This window comes from Shouchella sp. JSM 1781072, from assembly GCF_041949915.1.
GTDB lineage: Bacteria > Bacillota > Bacilli > Bacillales > Bacillaceae_D > Shouchella.
The window spans coordinates 28,600-45,857 of record NZ_JBHFQE010000001.1; the positions used below are offsets into that span (position 1 = coordinate 28,600).

The window sequence follows — 17,258 nt, forward strand, 5'->3', positions numbered from 1 at the left end:
AATATTCCTTAATTCAAACAGTTTTTTAGACCTAATCCTTCGATGTTTATTGATGGTAAGTTTAGGGAAAGGTAAAATTAACTAATCCATATGTTCTATGGGTAGTTTTATTTTCAAAAGGGAGGGAAAATAATTGGCTGAATTTTACGAGGTTACGTTAAATGGAAAAAAGAAAACGGTTCAAAAAGATTCTGTATTAAATACGATGAATGGCGAATCTGTTGATATTCCAAGTCTTTGTTATCATCCAAGCCTAGGGCCAATTGAAACCTGCGATACGTGTATTGTTAAGGTGAACGGCGAGTATGTGCGCTCATGTTCGACTGAAATTAAACCAGGTGATGTAGTAGAAACGAGAACCGACGATGTCCATGAAGCCCAGTTAATTGCAATGGACCGCATTTTAGGCAATCATGAATTATATTGTACCGTGTGTGATTTTAATAACGGCAACTGTGAGATACATAACGCTGTGAAAGAAATGAAGGTTACCCATCAAGAAACGGAGCATAGCTCCAAGGAAGCAGACGTGCAGCGAAACGAATTTTATCGATATGATCCAGACCAATGTATTTTATGCGGTAGATGTGTGGAAGCATGTCAAGATGTACAAGTTACAGAAACATTATCCATTGATTGGAACTTAGAAAGACCGAGAGTTATATGGGATAAAAATTCTCCTATAGATGAATCTTCTTGTGTAAACTGTGGCCACTGTTCCACTGTTTGTCCTTGCAACGCAATGATGGAAGTAGGAATGGAAGGCGAAGCAGGTTTTCTTACAGGCATACAAGATGATTCTATGAGACCGATGATCAATATTACAAAAAATGTAGAGACGGGTTATCAATCACTCATGACGATTTCTGATCTAGAGGCACAGTTACGTGAGTCTAGAATTGAAAAAACAAAAACGGTCTGTACGTATTGTGGTGTAGGGTGTTCCTTTGATGTTTGGACAAAAGATCGACAAATTTTAAAGGTTGAACCAAATGCTGAAGCACCTGCAAACGGCATTTCTACTTGCGTAAAAGGGAAATTCGGATGGGATTACGTAAATAGTGAAGAACGTATTACGAAACCACTTATCCGTGACGGAAACGAATTCCGTGAAGCTGAATGGGAAGAAGCGTTAGATTTAATTGCTTCTAAATTTAAAGAAGTACGAGAAGATAAAGGCGCGGATGCCCTTGCGTTTATTTCGTCTTCAAAATGTACAAACGAAGAATCGTATGTCATGCAAAAATTAGCCCGTGGCGTGATCGGAACGAATAATATCGACAACTGTTCTCGTTATTGTCAGTCACCAGCAACGATGGGACTTTGGCGTACAGTAGGATACGGTGGAGACTCAGGTAGCATTGAAGATATTGCGAATGCGGAGTTAATCATTTCAATTGGATCAAACACGGTTGAATCACACCCTGTTTTAGCGACGCGCGTAAAGCGTTCACAGAAATTAAATGGTCAAAAGGTTATCGTAGCAGATATTCGTAAGCATGAGCTAGCAGAGCGCGCTGATCTATTTGTACAACCTGCACCAGGAAGCGACCTTGTGTGGCTGTCAGCTGTAACAAAATACATCGTTGACCAAGGTTGGCATGACGTAGAATTTTTAGCGAATCATGTAAATGATGTGGACGAGTATTTAGCCAGTTTAGATGCGTATACGCTAGATTATGCAGCGGAAGTGACGGATTTAACGAAAGAGGAGCTTATTGCATTAGCAACATCTATTCATGAAGCAAAAACAACGTCTGTCCTTTGGGCAATGGGCGTTACGCAACATGGCGGTGGTTCAGATACGAGCACGGCTATTTCTAATCTACTTCTTGTTACTGGTAACTATATGAAACCAGGTGCAGGATCTTATCCTTTACGTGGACACAATAACGTACAAGGCGCAAGTGATTTTGGAAGTATGCCAGACCGTTTTCCAGGCTACCAGTATGTAACGGATGATGAGGTTCGTGAACGTTTCGAAAAAAATTGGGGCGTGAACTTGTCAGCAGAGCCAGGATTAAACAACCATGAAATGGTAGATGCGATGCATGATGGAAACCTAGATGTTCTTTACCTTAAAGGTGAAGACATGGGAATTGTTGATTCAAATATAAATTACGTGCAAGAAGGATTTGAAAAACTTAAGTTCTTCGTTGTTCAAGATCTTTTCTTTACGAAAACAGCTCAATATGCAGATGTGATCCTTCCAGCAAGCCCAAGTTTAGAAAAAGAAGGAACATTTACAAATACGGAGCGTCGTTTCCAACGTTTGTATCAAGTTCTTGAGCCACTAGGTGATTCAAAGCCTGACTGGGTGATTATTCAAGAGATTGCTAAGCGCATGGGTGCAAATTGGTCTTATACGCATCCGAGTGAGATTATGGATGAAGCGGCTTCGTTAACACCACTTTTTGCTGGTGTAAGCTACGATCGTTTAGAAGGCTACAATAGCTTGCAGTGGCCGGTTAAAGCAGATGGAACAGATACGCCGCTCTTGTTTACAGATGGATTTGCATTACCTGAAGGGAAAGCTCGATTATGGCCTGTTGAGTGGACAAAACCTCTTGAGTTTGAGGAAGAATACGACATTCATGTTAATAACGGTCGACTATTGGAGCATTTCCATGAAGGAAATATGACGTATAAGTCAAAAGCAATTAGTCGTAAAACGCCAAATGAATTTCTTGAAGTGTCACCGGAACTCGCGAAAGACCGGGGAATTGAAGATGGTACGAAAGTAAAACTAACTTCTCCATATGGACATATCTTTGTTCGTTGTATTGTGACGGATCGAGTGAAAGGGAAAGAAGTGTACCTACCGATGAATACGAGTGGTGAAGGAGCAATTAACTACTTAACAAGCTCCCACTCCGACAAAGATACGGATACCCCGGCCTACAAAGAGATTTCTGCGAAAATGGAAATTCTAGAGCCTAAAGGTGAAAGTCCATTACCGAGAATTAATCATCGGAACGGAAATCCACAGCCACAAATCGGCGTAAATGTGGAAGCGAAATGGGCGAGACGTGATTATATTTTCCCTGGTGACTTAGTTGAAGCGAGGAGGAAGGCAAAAAATGGCTAAAGCGGTAACTTCCATAAAACGAATGCCTGTTGATCCAGAAACGCAACGACAAAACGACTTGCAGGAATTGGAAAATGCTTTACTAGAGAACAAGGACGCCATTACGGACGTCCTTGGTCTTCTAAATAAATTTCATGATACAGAAGCGTTTAATATTGCACATTCTTTAATGGATCAAAAAAACCCATTGTTAAATCAACTTGTCAAAACGTTGGATGATCCGCATATTACGCAAGCATTAAAAAACTTGCTCGTTCTTGTTCAATCACTTGGTTCCATCAAGCTAGCAGATTTAGAACCGATGCTATTTAAAATAAACTCGGCTTTGCATCAAGTGGCTGATTATGAACATAACACGAATCAATCAAGCGCTGGTTACTTATTTAAATCAATGAAGGATCCAAAAACATTGGAAGGCGTGAATACACTTATTGCGTTGTTAAAAGGGATGGGTGAGGATCAAACCCAGTTTGAACATCATCAGCCGCAGTTCGAATTAACAACAATTGCAGATAAAACGTATCAAGAAAGCAGCCAAGAACGACATGACCAGCCCCAAGCGAGTGGAATAAATTGGCTTGCGATTGCTGCTGGTGCAGCTGCTTTTGCCATTCCATTTATGCTGAGAAAAAAGTAAGATGACATATTCTGTACAAACAGCAAGAGAGATTTTACGTTTTCGTAATGGTGTCGAGGAAACAATGATGGATACGGTTGCGACAGAGATTCCGATCACGGTGAAAATGAACGGTGAAGAAGTAGTTACGATGATTTCTTCACCAGATTATATTGAAGATATGGTCGTTGGTTATTTGATTTCTGAAGGTCTTGTTTCTTCTGTAAATAACATTGAACAAATTCGCTACGAAGCACCGAGAGGATTTGTCCATTTAACGGTTAATCAATCCATTAATCCTCTTCACCAACAGCTACAAACAAAACGATACTTAACTTCATGTTGCGGTATGAGTCGTCAAAGTTTTATTTTTGCTTCCGATGCGAAAACAACGAAAACGATGCATACCCGTTCTGTAACGATTACGCCAGAACAATGTCTTATGCTCATGCAAGAACTACAAGAAACAGCGAATACTTTCAAAGAAACAGGTGGCGTGCATAATGCGGCGCTTGCAACACAAGAAGGTATCGTGTTGATGAGGATGGACATTGGGAGGCATAATGCGCTCGATAAAATTTATGGTTACTGTTTGCGAAATCAAATCTCGTTAGATGATAAAGTGCTGCTTTTTAGCGGAAGGTTGTCTTCGGAGATTGTTTTAAAAGTGGCTAAGATCGGTTGTGAGATGATTCTATCTAAATCAGCTCCGACGAATCGAGCATTAGAAATAGCAGAAGAACTTCAAATTACGACGGTTGGATTTATTCGACAGCAATCTATGAATGTCTATACCATGCAAGAAAGAATAAAGAGAAGCTAGGCAATCCAAACCTAGCTTCTGTTTTTTATGTCATCTTTAGAAAAAACGGTTAGATAAGAGAGGAACCATAGTGCATGGCGCTGATGGTCTCTAGCAATAGAGGAATAGATATTACGTATTTGCGGATTTTCAGTATAACGTGTGGCTTCTTCAAGCAAGTGAGACTGAAATTGAGATTGTTCAAATGCCTTCTTTAGAGCGGGGGTATAGGCATTTCGGTTTAAAGACGCTTCACGAATCTCAGGGTCTTTATTTGCTTGTGAACGATAAATATGCAAAAGAGTTTGATAGTGTTTTTTGTGATCGTCAATAATATCACGTAGCGTTGATGCGGTTTGCTCAGTTGGAACTTTTTCAATCAAATATTCATAGTCGGTCACGGATTGATAGGAATGCTGAAGAAATTGTTGTAGTTGAAGTAGTTGATCTTCAGAAATAGGCGTTGGTTGCTTGGTCGGAGCTGGTTTGGCTATCCCTTGAGTTGGATTTTGTGGTGGCTGTCGATAAGGAGCTTGAGTTGGTTGGGGCGGCTCAAAGGACGGTGCTTTCTTTTTTTTGAATAGCAAAAGAACACCTCCAAGTGTCATCGTTACGTAGTCTTAATGAATAGTCTATGCTGTTAAAAAGAGAATATGAAAAGAACCGACTCAATGCTGAGCCGGTTATTCTTCACGATTTTTTCTAGGTTTCTTACTATAGAAACTAATCATTGTTCCAACGATAATTCCAACAACGATTCCAATTGGAATACTGTCAAAAACAATACTTGCGCCAACTGCGATTAGTAAGCCAAATATCATTCCGAATGCTTCATTAGGTGGCTTTTCGTTTGATTGATTGGACATGTTCGACCTCCGCCATAATATCTACTAAGAGTATTGTAGCGAACGAAATGACTTAGGTCAAAAAAGTTGAAGTAACTGGCTCGGGAAAGACGTTAATTATGCGCTTTACGAGGGCTAAACAATAATGAGAGGACCGATCCAAGGATAAGCAGGCTAAATACGATTGTTGGTGCGATGCTATCTAAAACACCAAAACCGATTAACACAATACCGAGCGCCAGAAGCAATGTTACATAGCTGATATACAAGAGTTTCATTCACAATCACCTCCGATTTTATTAATTTTTTAAATCCTATGAAAAATTAGAAATTCATCCGTTTCAATAGGTTTAAACTCCATAATAGCATGCATTGAGTGTAGGTGCAAGAAGAAATTATTTTCTTCTTGCATACACCCATATGAACGTTAGCAATAATCCGATGATTGATAATGCGAGGGTTGGTTTAAAGAAAGGTGGCAGATACGAAAATTGAATCGTATTTTGGCCTTCTTCAAGCTCCACACCGAGAAACGCATAGTTTACTTGTTCAACATCGACGGATTGCCCATTTCGTGTTACTTCCCAACCTTTTTCATAAGGAACTGGTAACATAAGCATCTGATCGTTGTCGGGATTGTCTAGTTCAATATCGACATGTCGTCCATCGACATCAACATCGATTGTTTCATCTTGTTGCTGTTGATTCTCCAGAAGGTCATAGTCCTCTGTGTAGAGGGCGAGGTGGTCTAATGTGTATTCACCTTCTGGCACTCTTAAGGAAATTGTTTCGTTTGCTTCTACACGTACCGTTAATTGATTGATGTCGGTTTTGTATATTGATTGAAGCGATTTTCGGTCTGTTTCAAATTCATTAATCGTTAAAGGAAACAGAGGGGCCGTTTTTGAATTGTTTAAAAGATAGAAGGAGAAGTAATCATCGACTTCATCTACACCACGTTCTCCAATTTCAATATCAATACCACCTGTGTCTTCTTCAACTGTAAGAATCCCGTTATCATACGATCCTCCAACTGCAGTAATGGTTGTGTCGTTGATTCGATCGTTTCGTTCCGCTTCAAAAGAAGTAGTCGCGTGCTCGTCTTCAACAATGACGCCATTTAGCATAGCGTGTTCTCTGTCCATGATGCTCAGCGATGCCATGTCTTCCTTGCTGTAAAGATTTGACGTTGTTCGTGCATAAGGCAGGATCAGTTCATTTCTGTACAAACGATAGTCTTCGTTCTCTTCGATTTCATAAAATCCATATGGAATAGGATCGGGATCTTCTTTTGAAACTAGTTTGTGTGAGACTTGATAAAGGCTATGCAAATTTGCACGATCGCCAAAGCCAGAATACCTGCTCACGCTTTCTCGATTCATATCAATTTGCAGGTCAGTGTAGTAAAAGAAAAGCAATTCACGATTTAACACGCTTGAGTATGCACTGACGCCGTTAAAGTCTTGAACCATAGGTGTATTGTTTCTAAAGTTCGTCACCCATTCAATTCGCGATAAAGGGTCCTGAACGTCGGCAGCTTCAATTAACTCTTTTTGTTTGGTGTGATTGTACGCATGACTTTGTAGAAATTCTTCTGAGGTTGCGCTTAAATCTCCTCGTTCGAACAACCATTCTTTTTGATAGGCATTCGTCACGCCAAGGTGGAGAACAATGGTCGTTACGACGAGCCCAAGCATGGTTGCTTTATAGTTGCCTTTTATGTGGAAGAATCCAAACAAGACTGTTACGATCGCCATAATCAACAGAATGATTGCTTGAAATGAAAGAAACGCATCTGAATCTGTCAATAAGCCAATCGTAAAAAGAACGCTGTAGACGAAAGTCGTCAGCATGAGCGCTTGACGCTTTTCTTTTTTAGGGATTTGGTGAAACTTGCTTAAGCCGATAGCGACAGCTGCCGCAAATGCAAATGCCCCCATGTATTGAAAACGATATTGCGGTGCCGAGAAACCGTTAAACATACTCCCGATCATTGGACTATAATGAAAGACGATAAAGACGAGAGAAAGAATTGTGAATAGAAGAAACGGTTTATAGCGATATAAACTTCTGCAACAAATCAACAAGATAAACAAAGCAGGAATTAAAAGATACCGGCTTGTAAAAAAGATTTCATCGTGAAAATGAAACCACTCAATCGATTGTTCAAAAGGAGGTCGTTGATTGTTTAAAAATCCATATACTGCTGGTACAAATGAAAAGGAACCAATAAAAAAGCCAAGAATGGTGGCTGGCAAGTATGTAAAAAATTGCTGTTTCATTGAAACTTCGTCACGCGAAAATTTTATAAGACTACGCAAAATCGCGTAAATGGCGATAAATAGAAAGTTCATGTAGGCGAAGTAAAAATTGTTAATAATGGAGATCGCGACTGCAAAGATAAACCACCAAGGCTTCTTCTCTCTGACGATTTTCTCTACCCCTAAAACAAGTAAAGGTAACCATAAGTAAGCATCGGCGAAAAACTCCCAAAACGATGCATGGCGAAAATACATGACACTTGCACCATACAAAACAGCGCCTAAAAACGCATAAAGGAAACGTATGTGAAAATAACGAAATACAAACGTGGTGATTACAATAACGACTGTTAGGCGGAAAATGTTAACGAATACTGCTGCATTTGCCCAAAAAAGAACGTCTCCAGGGTTTTGGAAAATGTGTAACCATTCTCCTAAGAAGACTAAGAGAAACGTAACAAAAAACACTGTGCTTGTTGAAAAGTAATAAGCAAGCTGACTAAAAATGCCGCCGCCAAGACCAAATTGATGAGAATAAAAGACCATTCCGTCGCTAAACGAGTTATATAGAAACTGTTTAAAAGGGAGCATCTGTGCAGTACCATCGTTTGGTCCGACCATGAATTGTCCATTTGTTAATTGATATAGAAAAAAACCATGGGCAAGAAAGGCAACAGCAATACTTGCACCAATTAGAAGTAGGGCTTTTTTAAGACTCATGTGTAACTCCATCTCGTTTTAAAATTTTTGCAGTAACAATATACGTAATAGGAACTGTAAGGAAAACTGCAAGTATTGGCGCAATAACTGGAGATAAACCAATTAATTCTACGAAAATAAACACGAGGGTTGTGGATACGGTAAAATTAACAACTTGAGTTAGTGGAAATTGCAAAAATGTCTTTAAAGATGGTCTCACGCCAAATGTGAAAAATACGTTTAAAAAGTAAGAAACAATCATTGATAAAACAAAGGCGGTAATATGGGCCACTAAATAAAAGAGTGCAAATACTTGGTGAAAAAGGAGGAAGAGGGAATAAAAGACAAGTGTATTTATCCCTCCTACAAAGGCGAAACGCATAAATTGATTTCGGTAGATTTTCTGACAAAAACTACTGAATGCGTTCATAACGTTTTCCTTTCGTTGCGTTTGCTTCTTTAATTAAATAGTGGGGGCGCTTCTTTGTTTCATTGTAAATTCGTCCAATGTACTCGCCAATAATGCCAAGAGAGACGAGTTGAATACCACCGAGAAAAAGAACGGCTGAAATAATGGTGAAGTAACCTGGAACATCAATGCCTGTCCGAATGATTTGGGTGAGCATAATGAAAATGTAAACAAGTGCAGCAAGTAAAATTGTACCACCCATATAAAAACAAATGCGAAGAGGTTTTAAATTAAACGAAATAATTCCATCAATCCCGTAATTAATTAACTTCGGTAAAGACCATTTCGAATCTCCGTTTTGGCGACTCACGTTTTCATAATGAACCACTTTTTGATCAAAACCAATCCATGAAAATAGCCCTTTTGAAAAGCGGTTTCCTTCACTTAAAATAAGGAGTGCGTCAACAGCTCGACGACTTAACAAACGAAAGTCACCAGCTCCATCTTCCAAACGGACATCCACTACTTTATTAATCATTTTGTAATACAATTTTGAGAGGGCTGTCTTAACAACATTGTCCCCTTTTCGGTTACGGCAAGCTATGACTTGATCGTATCCTTCTTCGTACCCGTCTAATAATTCATGAATCAATTCTACAGGGTGTTGTAAGTCAGCATCTATGACAATGACGCAGTTCCCTTTTGCGTGTTGAAAACCTGCTAATATTGCTGCTTCTTTCCCAAAATTTCGTGTGAACGAAATGTAGTTCACTTGCGGATGCCAAGTAGAAAGCCGTTGAAGCAGAGGGAGTGTAGAATCTGAACTACCGTCATCAATATAGATCACTTCATACCGATAATGGCTTTGATCAAGCACTTTTTTTAATGCAAAATAAAAAGGCTCAACGTTTTGTTCTTCATTAAACGAAGGAACAATAATAGATAGAAGTGGTTTGTTCATAAAAAATCCTCCATAAGCCAGTAATATTCCTATTATACCCCTTGTTGACAGACTTGAATCTTACGGTTGTTTTAAAGAAATATTGTAAATTATGGTTGATTCTCAAAAACATCTTAGCTGAAAGCTGAAATGACGGAAAGTATAAAAAAGTAGTGGAATGTGGTCAAGTCTTGCCAATCTCCTGCGTCTGTATGTTAGGGTGGCTTAGAAGTCAAAGTATAGAGGTGGAACCCATGAAAAAAACATCGTTTGTTCTTTTTTCTGGAATAGCCGCAATGGCTCTTGCAGGATGTCAAAGTGCAGAAGAGTCAAGTGAAAATATAGAAACAGTTCTTCAAGATTCACACGATACAATGTCTGAAACAACAAGCTATCAAATGGATACAAAAGCAGGGTCAGCTCAAAATGACCAGGGTTTAGAAACAACTACGAAGCTTGTTCGTGAACCGTTTACGTATTCTTCTGTGCAAACGATGAGTAACCCTGAAACAGATGAAACGCAGGAGACAATGATGTTCATCCAAGATGGTCAATATTACGAGCAAGATCCTATGCTCGAAGAATGGATAACTGTGCCAACTGAAGAGGCTGGTATGGATGATCCCGCTGCAATTCAGCCTGCGGAAGATCAATTAGAAGTGTTAGCGAATCATGCAGATAGTTTGAGCATGGAAGAAACCGATGAACATTATCAAATAACAGCCTCAGGAACAAGTGAAGAAGCGACGGAACTAGTGTTAGCGTTCATGAATCAAAACCCTGAAGAGCTTGATATTGAATTGAATGAGTTTAGTTACGAGATGCTAATTGAGAAAGATTCGATGTTGCAAGAGAGTAGCCAACTAAGTATTGACGGTGAATTAGTGGAGCAAGGACAACCGTTTTCTGAAGAAGTTGCATATGAATTTAGTCAGTTTAATGCACTAGAAGAAGCTGATGTAGATGAATCTGCAATGGAAGAGGCGATTTCCTTGGAAGAAGCTCAAGAACAAATGGCCGATATGCAAGCTGAAATGGAACAAGAAATGGAACAACAAGATTAAACCGATGTAAGAGTAAGGGGATGATCCCCTTACTCTTTTTTATAACTAAGTTTTCATGGAGAAAAGTCCTAGTAGCAAGGTTACAGGTGCAGGAATAATGGAAAAAAACCAAAAGCAAACGTTATTTTCCGAAAAATCGCTTATTTTTGAGCTATTTAGGCTTAATTTAATGAGAGAGTGGGTAAAGGGATATTAAGCCAAAAGGAGGGGATATTTGCGAAAAAAGTGATTTTTGTCAATCTTTTAAGTGTGCTATGATGATACTCATATTATACTTGGTCGCCAAAAAAGAGGTTGTTGGGAAACTTAGCGCTTTTATAACAGCTTGTTTTTTGTGTGACGATTCTAGAGGAGGAACATTTGAATTGAGAAAAATAGGAATATTCGGCGTGTTTTTCGTATCAACATTGGCACTTGCGGCATGTGGAGATGGTGATGATAACGGTGATGCAGGTGGAGACAATGGTGGAGACGGTGGCGGAATTGTAAGCGTTGGTGTTGCGAATGAAGAGCCATATGGTTACATTGACGTTGAAAACAACGAAGTGACAGGGGCCGCTCCTGAAATTGCTCGTGCTGTGTTGCAGAGCATCGGCTATGAAGATATAGAAGGAACGGTTAATGATTTCGGTGCACTCATTGAAGGTGTAAACAGTGGTTCTTTTGAAATGGCTACAGCAGCGATGGATGTTCAACCTCAGCGCTGTGATGCAGGGAATTTTGGTGATATTGAAATCCAGTATGGAGAAGGCATTGTCGTACAATCAGGCAATCCGCTCAATTTAAATAGCTATGAAGATATTGTTGATAACCCGGATGTGACTGTTGCCGTTATGTCAGGTGCTAATCAAATTGGCATGCTTGAAGATTTAGGCATTGATTCTGGACAGTTTATGCAAGGGTCAAGTATTGCGGATAACATTGCAGCGGTTGAGAACGGATCAGCAGATGTCATGGTGGCTACAGATGCAACAGCAAACTCGGCTGCCCAAAACAATGAATCTGGTCAAGTAGAATTCGTTGAGGACTTCGAACAGCCAATTATTGACGGAGAGCCTGTAACCGCATATGGAGCAGCTGTATTTGCAGATGACGAGTTAAGAGAAGCATACAATGAAGGACTTCAAGAATTAATTGAATCTGGCGAGCTTTTAACCATTATTGAAGAGTTCGGATTTACAGAAGCAAATTTACCACCAGATGATATTACAACAGAAGATCGATGTAATATGGATAGCTAATAAGAAATAGATGAGCGAAGCATGGTGCTGCATAGCCGTTAACCATGCTTTTTCTCGTAGAAAGAGAGGTGTATAAAATGTTTTCTAATTTTGGTACGTTTGTACCGTTTATTTTGCAAGGGTTAACGACGACGGTAATGGTCTTTCTTTATGGTGCTTTAATTGCTTATTCGATCGCCATCGTTGCTGGATTAATGCGAACGTCTCAGTACGGCGTTGTTAGAAGTATTGCCGCAGTCTTTGTTGAATTGTTTAGAGGCACATCGTTACTTGTACAAATGTTCTTTCTTTATTATGCCCTCCCTCAATTAATTGATGGGTTAAATATGAGCCTTATGCTTGCAGGTTCATTAGCGGTTGGCTTAAATTATGGAGCGTATGCATCAGAGGTGGTACGAAGTGCAATTAATTCGATTCATGTCGGGCAAACCGAAGCAGCTATTTCGTTAAATATGACAAGATTTCAGCGGTTGAGGCTCGTTATTTTACCACAAGCTTTCCGCTTGATGCTACCAGGGTTTGGGAATAACGCAATCGAATTATTGAAAGGGACATCATTAGTCTATTTTATCGGATTGGCCGATTTAACGTTTAACGCAAACGTACTTCGAGGCAGCAATACGGCGATTAGTAGCCAAGTGGAAATTTATACATACTTATTGTTTGCCTATTTCTTGCTGGCGTTACCACTTATTTTCTTAGCACGCTATTTAGAAAAGCGTGTTTCTAAAGGGGTGAGCACCTCATGAATGACGTTTGGGATTGGGAATTTGCGTTTGAGATCTTTCCAGAAATCTTGTCAGCTATTACCGTAACCATTTCTGTTACCGTGATTGCTTACTTAATCTCGTTAACAGTTGGCTTACTTTTTGCATTATTAAGGCGTTCAAAGATTAAACCTCTGTCATTACTTATTGGTGGCATTGTAGAGTTCATACGGGCTACGCCGCCGCTCGTACAATTGTTTTTTGTGTTTTATACAACACCATTAACTGGATTTCAAACAGGGGTTGTCGTTCTTGGTATTCATTATGCAACCTATGTTTCAGAAATTTATCGCTCCGGGATTGAAGCTGTTCCGAAGAGCCAATGGGAAGCTGGCCAGGCGTTAAACTTTTCTAAAGCACAAATGTGGAGAAAAATTATCTTGCCGCAAGCCGTGCCTCCAGTCATTCCGATGCTTGGAAATTACTTAATTGTCTTATTTAAAGAGACACCGCTACTACTTGGTGTATTTGTAATGGAAATGATGTCAACAGCTCGAGCAATTGGTTCGCAAACGTATAGTTTTGTAGAGCCAATTACAATCGTAGGACTCCTTTTCCTTCTATTAAGTTACCCATCTGCGTTGCTGATTCGTTACTTAGAGAGGAAAGTAGGAAACTTACACGGGAACAAAGTTGAGACACGGGGGGTCAAAACATGAGTGAAATGGTGAAAGACGAAGTGGAACAACGAGATGAGCATGGGAACAAGGATGAAATCATTGTTCGGTATCGTGATGTAAAAAAAGCATTTGGCGATACAATTGTACTAAATGAACTAAATATCGACGTCAAAAAAGGTGAAAAAATAGCGTTAATAGGTCCGTCTGGATCAGGGAAAACGACGATTATTCGAATGCTTATGACGTTAGAACAACCGACAGAAGGAACGATTGAAGTGGACGGCGAAATGCTTTGGCATAAAGAGGTTGATGGAAAACTTGTCCCAGCTGATGAAAAGCATTTACGAAAAGTTAGAGGCAATATAGGGATGGTATTTCAACAGTACAATTTGTTTCCGCATATGACGATTATGAAAAATTGCACGGAAGCCCCGATTCATGTATTAGGACTTAGCAAGCAAGAGGCACAGGATCGAGCAAAAAAAATGCTCGCAAAGGTTGGATTGGAAGACAAAATGAATATGTACCCATCGCAATTATCAGGTGGTCAACAGCAAAGAGTTGCCATTGCTCGCTCTTTAGTGATGCAGCCAAAGGTCATGTTGTTTGATGAGGTTACAGCGGCGCTTGATCCAGAGCTTGTTGGTGAAGTATTAGAAGTCATTCGTGATATTGCAGCAGAGGGAGAAACGACGATGATGCTCATTACTCATGAAATGGATTTTGCTGTGGATGTGGCAGATCGAGTTTTCTTTTTAGATGCGGGAAAAATTGCGGAACAAGGAACGCCTGATGAAGTGATAAAAAATCCAAAGACGGATCGATTAAAATCGTTCTTAGGTCGTTTTCATTCTTGATGAAAAGCAAACTGTTGTTCATACGGAGCGACAGTTTCTCTTCTAAACCGTAAGGAAATACAAGGTTAAAGAACGTTACGCCTCTGCGAGATGCAAAGAAAATGGAGGGAGCAACACTTTCTAATAACGGCTAATTGAAAATGAGAATCATTCCTTGCTTTCATAACATGCATTCGCTAAACTAAATGTAATGTTAGCTAAAAGGATGATGGATATGACGAATCAAGCACATATAATTGACACAATCATAAAAGAAAGACGATCAATAAAAAAATTTAAGTCAGATGCTTTATCAACGGACGAGATCATTGAGCTTCTAGAGGTTGCTAAGTGGGCACCTAATCATAAATTAACGGAGCCTTGGCGATTTTTACTTTTTGCGGAAGAAGGGAAAGAGACGTTCATTCAAGCTTATACGAAATCGCAAATGGGAGCAGACCAAACTGTACCTGAAAAAGCGCAAAAGAAGGCAGCGTACTTCAGGCAAATACCAATTCATCTTGTGGTCGTAATGCCTGAACATCCTCGTCAAAAAACGTGGGATGAAGACTATGGTGCGGTTAGTGCCATGATTCAAAACTTCCAGCTTGCAGCTTGGGCGAGGGGGATTGGAATGATCTGGCGGACGAATGACTGGATTTATGATCCGATTTTTAGAGAGGCGATTGGTGTGAAAGATGGCGAAAAAATTATTGGAACGTTGATGATTGGGTATGCGGACTTTATCCCAGAAGCAAAAGAACGGACAAGTATAAAAGAAAAATTAACGATCATCAACGAGTAGAGAATTAGACGAGAATACGACTGATCCGGTTTAAGGGTCGGTCGTATTTTTCGTTTATGAAATTCGAATAGACGCCACGGTTTGTGCTGGAAGTAATAGTGAACATTTTATCAATCTAATGCCTCCTCTTTTCGTGAAAGGAAAACGGTTCATTCCCCTTCATGAGTGTGATAAAGTGAATGTAAAGAAAATGAAATCTAGTTGTAAAAGGGGATTGGATGGATTGAAGAAACCTAGCGTGTTTATTACTTTTTCAATTGTTGGCTTATTTTTAGCGGCATGTTCAACCGCAACGCCAGAAGACTCAATTGAAGCATATATTGAAAATTGGGAAGATCGTAATTACGAAGCCATGTATCAGATGTTAACGAACGATGCTCAGGAAGCGATAACAGAAGAGGCGTTTGTAGAACGCTATGAAAATATTTATGATGGGCTGGTCAATGATTTTTCAGTCGAGGCTTCCTATCCTGAAGAATTCTCAGGTGAAAATGAAGAGTCCATTTCTATAAATGTTGCGATGAATACACTTGTGGGTCCATACGAGTTTGAAGCTTCTCTTCCGCTTGTATTAAATCAAGAAGAGGAGGAGGTATGGGAAGTTCACTGGGACCATCATTTGATTTTTCCTCAATTAAGTGAAGATGACACGGTCGATTATCGATCGTATGCACAACAACGGGGAGAAATTTTTGATCAAGAGGGTCAAGGGTTAGCACTTAATGGACAAGTTGTGGATTTGGCTATCGTTCCAAACCGGTTTGAAAACGAGGAAGAAGAAATAGCGGAATTAGCTGAACGATTGAACCGGTCTGAAGATTCGATTCGACAAATCCTCGAACAAGGTTGGGTCCAAGAAGATAGCCTTGTCATTATTGGTCAACTACCAGAGTCGGAATTAGAGATGGTGACAGACATTCACGAAGATGTACCTGGCTTTACGTATCAAATGGGCGAGGGGCGTGTGTACCCGTTTGGAGAAGCGGCGGCTCATTTAATTGGCTACATTCGCCCAATTTCAGCTGAACAACTAGAGGAGTTGGCAGAGGAAGGCTATAATCAGCAATCTCTAATCGGTCAGACTGGTTTAGAGCGCATAAAAGAAGAACAGTTAAGAGGTACGCCTGGAGGAAAAATCTTTATCGTTGGACCTGATGGAGAGGAAAAAGATACGCTTGTGGAACAAGAGGCAGTTGATGGGGAAAACGTACATTTAACCATTAATATGGACATTCAAGAAGCATTAATGAGCGAGCTAGATGGGGAACCCGGTACGGCTGTGGCGCTTCATCCGCAAACAGGAGAAACACTAGCTCTAGTAAGTTCACCAAGCTATGATCCAAATCTTATGACAGTAGGCCTATCTAGTTTTCAACGCGAAGAGTTAGAAGAGGATGAAGCTGAACCTTTATTAAATCGGTTTTATAACCGTTTTTCTCCTGGTTCTACAATGAAAGCAGTAACAGCGGCTATTGGTCTTGAAAATGATACGTTAAACCCTGAAGATACTGTGGATGTTTCTGGACATGAATGGCAGCCAGATGACTCGGATTGGGGAAGCTATCATGTCCGTCGTGTCACCGATCCAAATGGTGCTGTAGATTTATTTGATGCGATGGCTTATTCTGACAATATTTATTTTGCTCAAGCAGCATTAGCACTAGGAGAAGAGCAGATTCAAGCTGGAGCGGAATTATTTGGATTTGGGGAAACGTTTGAGTATGAGTATCCTCTGCAAACCTCGTTGCTGACGGGAGAGAACGGATTTCAATCAGAAATACAGTTAGCGGATACAGGATATGGGCAAGGGGAAATTTTAGTGAATCCGGTTCATTTAGCTTCGATGTTTACGACATTCGTTAATGAAGGCACAATGATAAAACCAGTATTAGATCAAGACGAGGAAACGGATCAAGTTGCTCTAGAGCCAGTTTCAACGGAAACAGCCAATCTCGTAGATGAAACATTAGAAAACGTCGTATCAAGTGAAAATGGAACGGCAGGTTCGTTGCAAAGAGATGGGCATTCGATTGCTGCAAAGACTGGAACTGCTGAGGTTGGAGAAGATACATTAGGTTGGGTCGTTAGTTATGATCGAGACGATCCGAGCTTGTTGCTTGCGGTTATGCAAGATGGGGTTGGCAGTGGAGATGTCTTACCAATAATTGATCACATCTATGATCAATTTCTCGATTAATTTATTGCATTCGCTCCGCACATGCCTGTTTACCGACGCATAGTATACCTCATAACAAGCTAGGAGGT

General features: G+C 40.0%; 16 protein-coding genes. 10 read left to right on the top strand and 6 right to left on the bottom strand.

The genetic code is table 11. The annotated features are described in order from the left end of the window. Positions 1-133: 133 nt before the first annotated feature. From fdhF to fdhD, 3 genes are read left to right on the top strand one after another with little or no spacing between them, the layout of a single operon-like run. Positions 134-3,088 carry a formate dehydrogenase subunit alpha gene (fdhF, locus tag ACE1TH_RS00195; RefSeq protein ID WP_255223834.1) on the top strand — a complete coding sequence of 985 codons (2,955 nt, stop codon included), beginning with the start codon at positions 134-136 and terminating at the stop codon, positions 3,086-3,088. Further along, positions 3,081-3,725: a helical membrane plugin domain-containing protein gene (locus tag ACE1TH_RS00200; protein WP_099302032.1), complete on the top strand. Its 645-nt coding sequence runs from the start codon at positions 3,081-3,083 to the stop codon at positions 3,723-3,725. The genes fdhF and ACE1TH_RS00200 overlap by 8 nt, the downstream gene beginning before the upstream one ends. A 1-nt stretch (position 3,726) precedes the next feature. Continuing rightward, positions 3,727-4,527, top strand: coding sequence for a formate dehydrogenase accessory sulfurtransferase FdhD (gene fdhD / locus ACE1TH_RS00205; protein ID WP_375078182.1), 801 nt, complete (start codon positions 3,727-3,729; stop codon positions 4,525-4,527). A gap of 11 nt (positions 4,528-4,538) precedes the next feature. On the opposite strand, the gene ACE1TH_RS00210 is transcribed toward fdhD, so the two are convergent. The 6 genes from ACE1TH_RS00210 to ACE1TH_RS00235 form a co-directional block, all read right to left on the bottom strand. Continuing rightward, positions 4,539-5,093, bottom strand: a complete 555-nt coding sequence (locus tag ACE1TH_RS00210) for a hypothetical protein (protein WP_375078183.1) — start codon at positions 5,091-5,093, stop codon at positions 4,539-4,541. A 96-nt stretch (positions 5,094-5,189) separates the two neighbouring features. Then, positions 5,190-5,372: a hypothetical protein gene (locus ACE1TH_RS00215; RefSeq protein WP_099302029.1), complete on the bottom strand. Its 183-nt coding sequence runs from the start codon at positions 5,370-5,372 to the stop codon at positions 5,190-5,192. Between the two features lie 92 nt (positions 5,373-5,464). Then, positions 5,465-5,629: a hypothetical protein gene (locus ACE1TH_RS00220; RefSeq protein ID WP_176554319.1), complete on the bottom strand. Its 165-nt coding sequence runs from the start codon at positions 5,627-5,629 to the stop codon at positions 5,465-5,467. 117 nt (positions 5,630-5,746) lie between these two features. Beyond that, positions 5,747-8,332: a YfhO family protein gene (locus ACE1TH_RS00225; protein WP_375078184.1), complete on the bottom strand. Its 2,586-nt coding sequence runs from the start codon at positions 8,330-8,332 to the stop codon at positions 5,747-5,749. Then, complete coding sequence (locus tag ACE1TH_RS00230) at positions 8,322-8,741, bottom strand: GtrA family protein (RefSeq protein ID WP_099302027.1); 420 nt, start codon at positions 8,739-8,741, stop codon at positions 8,322-8,324. The genes ACE1TH_RS00225 and ACE1TH_RS00230 overlap by 11 nt, the downstream gene beginning before the upstream one ends. Further along, positions 8,725-9,681 carry a glycosyltransferase family 2 protein gene (locus ACE1TH_RS00235; RefSeq protein WP_375078185.1) on the bottom strand — a complete coding sequence of 319 codons (957 nt, stop codon included), beginning with the start codon at positions 9,679-9,681 and terminating at the stop codon, positions 8,725-8,727. Before ACE1TH_RS00235 ends, ACE1TH_RS00230 begins: the two co-directional genes overlap by 17 nt. A gap of 233 nt (positions 9,682-9,914) precedes the next feature. Between ACE1TH_RS00235 and ACE1TH_RS00240 the strand changes: the two genes are divergently transcribed. The 7 genes from ACE1TH_RS00240 to ACE1TH_RS00270 all read left to right on the top strand — a co-directional run bounded on the left by ACE1TH_RS00240 (position 9,915) and on the right by ACE1TH_RS00270 (position 17,190). Then, positions 9,915-10,724 carry a DUF6612 family protein gene (locus ACE1TH_RS00240; protein ID WP_099302025.1) on the top strand — a complete coding sequence of 270 codons (810 nt, stop codon included), beginning with the start codon at positions 9,915-9,917 and terminating at the stop codon, positions 10,722-10,724. Positions 10,725-11,089: 365 nt separating this feature from the next. Continuing rightward, the gene (gene ehuB / locus ACE1TH_RS00245) at positions 11,090-11,965 is read left to right on the top strand and encodes an ectoine/hydroxyectoine ABC transporter substrate-binding protein EhuB (protein ID WP_099302024.1); all 876 of its coding nucleotides are present in this window, start codon (positions 11,090-11,092) and stop codon (positions 11,963-11,965) included. A gap of 77 nt (positions 11,966-12,042) precedes the next feature. Further along, complete coding sequence (gene ehuC / locus ACE1TH_RS00250) at positions 12,043-12,714, top strand: ectoine/hydroxyectoine ABC transporter permease subunit EhuC (RefSeq protein ID WP_099302023.1); 672 nt, start codon at positions 12,043-12,045, stop codon at positions 12,712-12,714. Beyond that, positions 12,711-13,391, top strand: coding sequence for an ectoine/hydroxyectoine ABC transporter permease subunit EhuD (gene ehuD, locus ACE1TH_RS00255; protein WP_255223830.1), 681 nt, complete (start codon positions 12,711-12,713; stop codon positions 13,389-13,391). Before ehuC ends, ehuD begins: the two co-directional genes overlap by 4 nt. Positions 13,392-13,396: 5 nt before the next feature. Next, entirely contained in the window at positions 13,397-14,209 is an 813-nt protein-coding gene (ehuA, locus tag ACE1TH_RS00260) for an ectoine/hydroxyectoine ABC transporter ATP-binding protein EhuA (protein WP_303709712.1), read from the top strand. 205 nt (positions 14,210-14,414) lie between these two features. Continuing rightward, positions 14,415-14,993 carry a nitroreductase family protein gene (locus tag ACE1TH_RS00265; protein ID WP_373454095.1) on the top strand — a complete coding sequence of 193 codons (579 nt, stop codon included), beginning with the start codon at positions 14,415-14,417 and terminating at the stop codon, positions 14,991-14,993. Positions 14,994-15,216: 223 nt separating this feature from the next. After that, the gene (locus ACE1TH_RS00270; protein WP_255223828.1) at positions 15,217-17,190 is read left to right on the top strand and encodes a penicillin-binding transpeptidase domain-containing protein; all 1,974 of its coding nucleotides are present in this window, start codon (positions 15,217-15,219) and stop codon (positions 17,188-17,190) included. Positions 17,191-17,258: the final 68 nt, after the last annotated feature.